We start from the raw sequence: 7619 nt of genomic DNA, 5'->3' as shown, positions 1-7619 counted from the left end.
GGCTGCATCGGGGTGGTGCGGTCACCACGGGGACGTTCACGGGGCATGTGGCGCGGTTCTCGGCGGAGCCGATGGACGCGGTCTTCCAGGGGTGGCTGTATGAGCCGGAGTTGCCGCCGTTGCCCTCGCCGGGCGGGACGCGGTTTCCGGCGCGGCCCTCTTATCCGCCGACCAACTCGTAGGGACTGCGCTGGGTTCGTTGTCATCTGCGGGTGCATTGTGGCTGGTCGCGCAGTTCCCCGCGCCCCTAAAAACGGGGCGCGGGTGACCCTTCAGCTGTTCGGGACCCTCAGCTTGTCCCAGCTGACCTTGCCCGGGATTCCGTCCGCGTCCTTGCCCTTGAAGCCGAGTTTTTGTTGCCAGGCCGCGTAGGAGCGGCGGTCGGACTCGGTCCAGTCGGGGCTCGGGCCCTCCTCGTAGCGGCCGCAGCCCTCGGCGACCAGGCGGCGGCCCATGGCCGTGATGACCGGGGACTTGCGGCCGATGTGGAAGAAGCCGCTGCCGGGGAACGGCTCGTACTTCGGCTTGGGCGGCTTCGGGTCGGCGGGTGCCGGCTTCGTCGAGCCGCCCTTGCCGTCCAGCCGCTCGGCGACGCGCTTGCGCATGCCGTCCATGGTGAAGCCGCGCGGGTCCACCTTGCCCGGCTGCCATTCCTTGTGGCCGATGACGGAGCGCTCGGTCCAGCCGTGGTGGCGGCAGATCGCCGCGGCGACCTTCTCGATGGCCTCTTTCTGCACCTCGGGCCAGGGGTCCTTGCCGTCACCGAGGTTGATGCACTCGAAGCCGTAGAAGTGCCGGTTGCCGTCGGTGTCGGCCTCGTTGTCGGCCGGCAGCCTCGTCTCGTTGACCACGGCGCGCAGGACGTCGCTGTCGCCGGAACCGGCGTGGTTGGCGCGGCCGTTGCCGACGAGGTGGATCTCGCCCTTCTTGTCGATGACGCCGTGGCAGAGGGGGCCGGGGAGGCTGGAGTGGCCGTTGTAGCAGATGTTCACGGAGTTCTGGGTGCCGGAGGTGACGGTGTGGTGGATCATCACGCCGTTGACCGGGCCCCAGGGGCCCTTGGTGTTGCGGTTGTGGGTGCGCCAGCTGCGTACCTCGTGGACCTTCAGTCCCTCCGCACGCAGGATCTCCACCATCTTCGATGCGCTCAGTGGCTTCGCCATGGTTGTTACCGGTCTCCTTCCGCGGCGGCTTCCGCCTCGGATGTGGTCTGTGATCGCCCGCCGGACGGGTCGGACTCCGCCGCCCGCTCCTCACGGCTGGCCTGTGCCTCGGCCGCGAGTGCCGCCTCGTCCGCGGCCGGGACGCTGCTCGCCAGCGATCCGAAGGCGTAGCGCAGGTCGACGGGGCTGCCCTCGCCCTTGATCAGGGCCAGCGGGGCGAAGTGGCGGGCGATACCGGCCGGGCCCTGGAGCAGCGGACGGCGTGCCGGGTCGGCCGGCCATTCGACGCGGCCGGTGGCGGTACGGGCGGGGATGATCCAGTGGTCGCCGGTGCGGTACGCGCCGCTCTTGGCGAAGTACACCTCGATGCCGTCCTCCAGGGGCAGCCACTCCCCCTCGGTGACGGGGACCGCGCCTGCCTTCAGCGATGTCGTACGGCCCTTGCGCCTGGGGCCCTCGTGGTGGTCCCAGCGGCGCAGGAACGGGTGGAGGTCGGGCAGCCGGCCGACGCCCGGCTCCGGCTCGGCGGACAGGCGGACGCGGCGGCCGGGCAGGTCCAGCTCCTCGACCCGCAGCAGCGGCAGGGCCTCCAGGCGGGAGGCGTACGCGGTGTCGGTGAACTCCACGTGGTCGCCGACGTCCAGGTCCAGCTTGTCGTCGTGCCCGAGGGACGCCAACTGCACCCAGGTGCCGTCGAGTTCGTCGACCGGGAAGACGACCGAGCCGTTCTCGCGGGACCACTTGAAGGTGGCGTCCTTCGCCTCGCCGCCGGCGTGGACCTCGACCCGGTACAGCTGGTTCTCCGGGCCGCGGTAGCGGGCGTCGGGCTTGACCAGGCAGGGGTCCTCGTCGGCGTGGTCGGGCCGCTCGCTGCGGGCGGCGAGCCGGGCCGAGGAGGCCGCCTGTCCCTTCGCCCACCGGTCGAAGGCCGCGCGGACGATGTCCTTGGAGGGGTCGGTCTCCTCGATCTCCAGCGCGGCGAGGGACAGCGGCAGCACCTGCCAGACGACCTTCACGCGGGCGGCGGTGTCGGGCATCGCCGCTCCGAGGGCGACCTCGCGCAGCGCCGGGTCCTCGGCCGCGGTGACGGAGCGCTCCCACACGTTCAGGTAGACCAGGAACGGCGACTGGGCGGGCGAGGGCAGCCGGTCGCCGGGCTTCTCCGGGTCGCGGTGGCCGTCGGGCTGGTCCCAGTAGGTCCAGTACGCGGGCGGCTCGGCGGTCTCCTGCTCCTCGGCGTCCTCGTCCGGTACGGGGGTGCCGGGCGCCGGGCGGGACGCGTCGCACAGGATGCCGTCGACGTAGTAGCGGCCGCCGTGGATGTGGAGGGTGTCGATGTCGTGCCGGCCGCCCATGTAGTCGATGCGGAAGCCGCACGCCTTACGCGGCCCGCCGTGCTGTCCGATCAGGTCAGCGGCGAGGGTGCGGGCCTGGTGGAGCTGGATCGCGGTCTGCTCGTTGGTGTCGGCGTCGAGCTGGACGCGGCCCTGCTGGGCGACGACCGCCGAGTAGTGGCGTTCCGGACGGAAGGTGAGGCGGGACAGGTCAGCGTGCATGGAAGGGGTCCCCCTGGTTGAGGATGGTGCGATTCAGGAGTGTCAGTGGGTACGGCTCACGCGGCCGGGCGGGTTCAGACGCGGCTCGGGAGTCCGGGGTGGCTCATGTCACGAAGAAGATCCCGGCGTCGGTGCCCGCGGGCGTGTACTCCGCGAGCCGCGCCCGCAGGCCGTCCTCGCGCTGCGGGCGGTACAGGTCGTGGAAGGCGCCCATCTCGGCACCGTCGTCCGAGCCGCGCCGGATCTCCTCGGCACACCGGTTGGCCAACTGCCCGTACCAGGGCGTCCCGTAGCGTTCGGAGGCGAACAGCGGCCGTACGCGGGCCGCCTGGGCGGGCCCTGCCAGGTCGGGTTGGCAGCGGTACCGGCGGGGCGTACGGGACCCGGCGGGGACGTACGAGTAGCGCAGGCAGCCGATGCCGCGGCGGGCCACGTGGAGCTTCCCCGTGAGGATCGAGTTCTCGGCGATCTTCACGGCGTGGGTGTGGATCTCGCCGATGACGGTCGTGCGGTGCAGGTGGAGCACGGCGTGGGCGTGGCGGCAGTCCGGGGCGGAGAGGGCCTCGCGGTCGGTGCCGGTGGCGTCGAGGACGCTGTCGCGGAGGTGGATGTCGAGGGGGTCCTCGCTCACCTCGTCGCCGATGACCTCGATGGTGCCGAGGACGCTGTGTTCGATCTGGAGGCAGGCGGTGGTGCGTTCCAGGACGATGCTGGGTTCCTCGGGTGAGTGCGGCTCGCACTCGGGCTCGAGGGACCAGCCGGGTACGAGGGTGCTGTGGCGGACGACGACGGAGCCCATAGGGCCGGTGACGTTGATGCCGCGTCCGGCGACGAGGAGCCCGTCGAGGACGATGCGCGGCCGCTCGTGCGGGGCGCAGTCGTCGGCGACCGCGCGGATGTTGAGGGCGTCCGGGCGGTTGCTGTACCAGTCGAGGAGGCGGATGACCGGCCGGGTGCCCTCGGCGGCCCGGAGTTCGAGGCGGTCGCCGGGGTCGAGGTCGAAGTCCAGCTGCTCCTGGTAGGCGCCGCTGTGGGTGATCTCGATGATCCCCTCGGGGCCGGTCCGGCCCGCGCGGCGGTCGTGCTGCCAGGCCCGGTAGGCGTCCATGATCTGCCGGAACCGCTCTCCCGGGCCGACCCGGTAGAAGGTCGCGTCCATGGGGGTCCCCCCGCTCGAGCGAAGCCGAGAGTGGGGGAGGGGCACGCGGTCGTCGCGCTCGTACTCGCCGCCGCCCAGGTCGGCGGCGAACGCGTAGTGGTAGTCCACCCACACGCCCTGCCGGGGCGCGGACCGCGACCCGAACGCGATCCGGCCGAGCTCGGGGTCGACGGCCACCTGGCCCCTCTTGGGCCGGTAGCGCCAGTCGGAGAGGTCGGCGACGACGATGTCGGCGGGCGGTACGGGCTGGTCCTCGCCGTCGCGGCGGATGACGAGGCTCTTGCCGGGGCCGTAGTAGTCGGCCAGGCGGTCGTGGAGCAGACGGCGGGTGATGAACCCCGGCACGTTGTCGACCGTGGCGAGGTGGGTGGGAGACGGCTCCGGGACCGGCTTGGTGACCAGCGGGGTGTCGTTGCCGAGGATCGAGAAGGTGTAGAGGTTGCGGGCCCGGTCGATGCAGTACGCCGGGGACGACGTCAGCGCGTACGCCTTGAGCCGCCACACGAAGAGCCCGACCCCGGCCGGGGTCCAACCGCCTTGTGTGCGGCTGGAGTCGGCGCGGCGGACGTCGGCCGTGCGGGCCGCCGTGTCGAACGGTCCGCCCGCGAGGGCGAGCGCGGAGCCGTCGCGGAGGTCGACGAGACGGCCCCGTCCCCCGCGGTGGGCTCCCCCGGTGCCGTACAGCTTCACCGGCTGGGTGTGGGCCACGTGCCGGGACAGTTCGACGGCGCGTGCGGGCCAGCCGGTGACCCGCTCGGAGATCTCCTCCAGGAGGTGGAGGGTGCCCTTGCGGCGGCGGCCCGCGACGGTGGCCGCGACGTCGGCGCGCGGGGCGACGGCCTCGGCGAGTTCGGCGCGGCCGCCGGTGTGCAGGCCCGTGGTGAGGACGCGTTCGTAGCCCGGGAGGGTGCGGTAGCCGACGAGGTCGCCGAGGTACGGCAGCACCCAGGGCGCCGCGGTCTCCACGAACAGGTCCTCGTAGCCCTGGGCCACGCCGTCGCGGACGCGGTCGAGCTGTTCGGCGATCACGGCGAGCAGGGCGCGCAGCGGTTCGCCCTCCTCGGCGTCGCGCAACAGGTGCCAGCGGGGCAGCAGTTCGGCGAGCCCGTCGGGTTCCCTGGACGTGGCCGGGGCTGCCGTCTCGTACGGGATGTCCGGGGACATCACTTGACCTCCGTCAGAATCAGGGTGTCCGCGGCCTTCGGCGACAGCAGCGCGAGCTGGGCCGGGCGGATGCCGCGGAAGACGAGCACCGTCCGGCCCCTGGCCAGGCGCCGGGTGTCGGTGATGTCGGGGTTGAGGCGCAGGAGTTCGGCGAGCGGGACGCCGTACCGGGCGCTGATCGAGGAGAGCGTCTCGCCGTCCTTCGCGCGGACGGTGTGGGTCTTCTCGTCGTACGTTGCCGGGTGGGCCGGGACCGTCGCCCTCGGTGGGCCCGGGCGGGTGAGCAGCGCGGTGAGCTCCTCGGGGGTGGCGGACGCGGGGACGCCGGTGAAGACGTCGACGTCCACGTAGTCGACGCCGGGCACGGTGTGGGCCGTGGCGAGGACGTCGGAGAGTCGGGCCGGCCGCCCCAACTCCCGTCCCTCGAAGCCCAGCCGGCGCAGGAGGGCCTGGCGCAGGCGTGGCTCGACGATCTCCCAGGCGTGGTCCGGGGCGACCTTCACCTTGGCGGCGACGAGGAGCAGGACCAGTTCACGGATGTCCACGCGGACGGGGAGGTTGCTGTCGCCGTACTCGGTGAGGGCGCCGCGCAGGGCCCTCAGGGTGTCCGAATCGCCGTCGATCGGCACGTCGTCCGTGCCCGCGACCGTCACGTGCAGCACGCGGCGCCGTCCGTTGAAGAGTTCGCGTGCGGCGGCGCGGCCGATGCCGGCGCGGGAGCGAGCGAAGTCCTCGTAGTCGGGGGCGGAGACCAGGCGGTCGAGGGCCGAGACGGCGAGCGGGATCGTACGGCGCGTCTGGCCGGGGCCGTCGGCGTCGGCGCCTCCCGTGGCCGGGCGCGGGTTGGTGACCTGGCTGACGCCGAGCGGCCGGGTGAGCGGCTGGGTGATCCGGTCGGCGGCGACGTTGGCGGCCTTGCCGGTGCCGAAGCGGTACCGGGCCCGGACGTTGTCGTGGCCGGTGGGCAGGCGGGCGCCGTGGACGCCGTCGCCGAAGGTGACGGTGGTGCGGCCGTCGGCGGTGGAGCCGGTGATGTAGACGCGCTCGCGCGGGCCGCGTCCGGCGAGGCTGTCGACCTCGTGCCAGAGCACGCCGTCCGCCCGGATCTCCAGCACGGGTGTGGCGCCGAGGGGGTTGTCGTCGGCGAGCCAGGTGAGCGGTGACTGCCACAGCGCGAACGTCTGGTTGACGCGGTCCGAGTCGCCGCTGCCGATCGCCTCCTCCCGGCCCTCGCCGTGGGTGGCCTCGACGACGTTGCCGAGGATGCGGACGGTCTCCCGGCGGTAGCGGTGCGCGAGGTCCGCGGTCAGGGTCAGCCGGGTGTGGACGTGGTCGCCGGGGAGGTGGGGGTCCACGGCCGGGTCGGCGGTGGCGATCGTCACGACCTCGGTGGCCGTCACGCCGGCCACTCCCGGGATGTCGCTGCGCTCGCCGCCGATGATCAGGGTGCGTCCGGGCCGCAACCCGTCGTACAGCTCGGCGAGTTCGATCTCGTTGCCGTGGACGTCCTCGCCGAGCGGCTCGTCCGCCAGGCGCAGGGGCTCGCCCGCCGCGTGCACGGTGGTGTCGCGGATGTGCGAGAGCAGCACGTCGAACTCGTCCAGCCAGGGGGCGGCGAGGGTGAGTTCGGTGCCCCGGCCGGTGATGCCGTAGTTGGAGTAGGCGGCGGTACGGGCGGCGACGACCTGGGTGGTGACGAACGCCAGCTTCTTGTCGCCCGGGATGCCGTTGTCGGCGCCCTTGGCGGGGCGCTGGACGGCGACCCAGCTGCCGACCGTGATGCCGGAGTGCACCGTGTCGAGCTGGAGCACGCGGCGGTTGACGGGGTCGCGCTTGCTCGCGAGGACGACCTCGACGTGGGGCTCGCTGCTGCCCGTCGTGTAGCGGAGGCTGATCTCCTCGTCGCCGAGGTGGAGCGGCTTGGTGTCGCCCGGGCGCAGGGTGACCGGGTCCGCGTCGCCGACGATCACATGGACGAGTCCTTCGTCGTCGGGCCGCGACACGAACAGGTCGTAGTTCGGCAGGCCGTCGCGGAGGTGGGCGGTGACCCCCGGCTCCTGGGAGTCGGTGGGACGGCGGTTCAGCCAGTGCAGGTCGCGGTCCTGGGCGACCCGCGTGGACAGTTCGACCTCGCCCGTGCCCAGGGGGAAGACGACCGGCTGGGTGACGGGCAGGTTCTCGGCGCGCTGGTCGGAGCTGCTGCCCTCGACGTACTGGAACTCCGCCCGGACGGGAACCTTGCCCGCCGTGTCGAACACGACGCGCATGCTGACCAGGACGGCGCCCGTGAGCGGCCAGTCCGCGGTGCGGATGACCCGGCCCCGGTCGTCCTGGACCGGCTTGAGCGGGGCCGTGGCACCGAAGGGCGCGGCCGTGACACGCATCGCGAGCAGGTCGCGCAGGAGCTGCGGGGTGCCGGGGGCCGCGGCCGTGCGCCAGGCCGGGTAGAGGCCGCTCAGACCGGGGTTGAGGGCGGAGAGCAGCCGGGCGGTGTCCGTACCGGGGAGCTGGGCGCGGGTGCCGCCGCGGGGAGCGGGGGCGGAGGCGCGCAGGGCGGGCAGGACGCCGCTCAGGGCC

4 protein-coding genes and 1 pseudogene are annotated in these 7619 nt (G+C 73.0%); 1 reads left to right on the top strand and 4 read right to left on the bottom strand.

The window, feature by feature from the left end; all coding sequences use genetic code 11:
• A pseudogene (locus tag FNH08_RS52560) lies at positions 1-182 on the top strand (M1 family peptidase); the annotation flags it as partial.
• A 90-nt stretch (positions 183-272) separates the two neighbouring features.
• Here the strand turns inward: FNH08_RS52560 and FNH08_RS39130 are convergent.
• The 4 genes from FNH08_RS39130 to FNH08_RS39115 all read right to left on the bottom strand — a co-directional run.
• The gene (locus tag FNH08_RS39130) at positions 273-1163 is read right to left on the bottom strand and encodes a peptidoglycan-binding protein (RefSeq protein ID WP_152776284.1); all 891 of its coding nucleotides are present in this window, start codon (positions 1161-1163) and stop codon (positions 273-275) included.
• Positions 1164-1168: 5 nt separating this feature from the next.
• Positions 1169-2719: a DUF6519 domain-containing protein gene (locus FNH08_RS39125; protein WP_152776283.1), complete on the bottom strand. Its 1551-nt coding sequence runs from the start codon at positions 2717-2719 to the stop codon at positions 1169-1171.
• 103 nt (positions 2720-2822) lie between these two features.
• Positions 2823-5042 carry a hypothetical protein gene (locus tag FNH08_RS39120; RefSeq protein WP_152776282.1) on the bottom strand — a complete coding sequence of 740 codons (2220 nt, stop codon included), beginning with the start codon at positions 5040-5042 and terminating at the stop codon, positions 2823-2825.
• A partial coding sequence (locus FNH08_RS39115; protein ID WP_152776281.1) for a putative baseplate assembly protein occupies positions 5042-7619 on the bottom strand: 2578 nt, incomplete at its 5' end. The genes FNH08_RS39115 and FNH08_RS39120, both read right to left, overlap by 1 nt.

This window comes from Streptomyces spongiae (assembly GCF_009377185.1).
Taxonomy (GTDB): domain Bacteria; phylum Actinomycetota; class Actinomycetes; order Streptomycetales; family Streptomycetaceae; genus Streptomyces; species Streptomyces spongiae.
This window is presented reverse-complemented; position numbering and strand designations above follow the sequence as displayed.

Coding starts and splice junctions, on each gene's coding strand:
- FNH08_RS39130 (WP_152776284.1), bottom strand. CDS start 1,163: ATGGCGAAGCCACTGAGCGCATCGAAGATGGTGGAGATCCTGCGTGCG.
- FNH08_RS39125 (WP_152776283.1), bottom strand. CDS start 2,719: ATGCACGCTGACCTGTCCCGCCTCACCTTCCGTCCGGAACGCCACTAC.
- FNH08_RS39120 (WP_152776282.1), bottom strand. CDS start 5,042: ATGTCCCCGGACATCCCGTACGAGACGGCAGCCCCGGCCACGTCCAGG.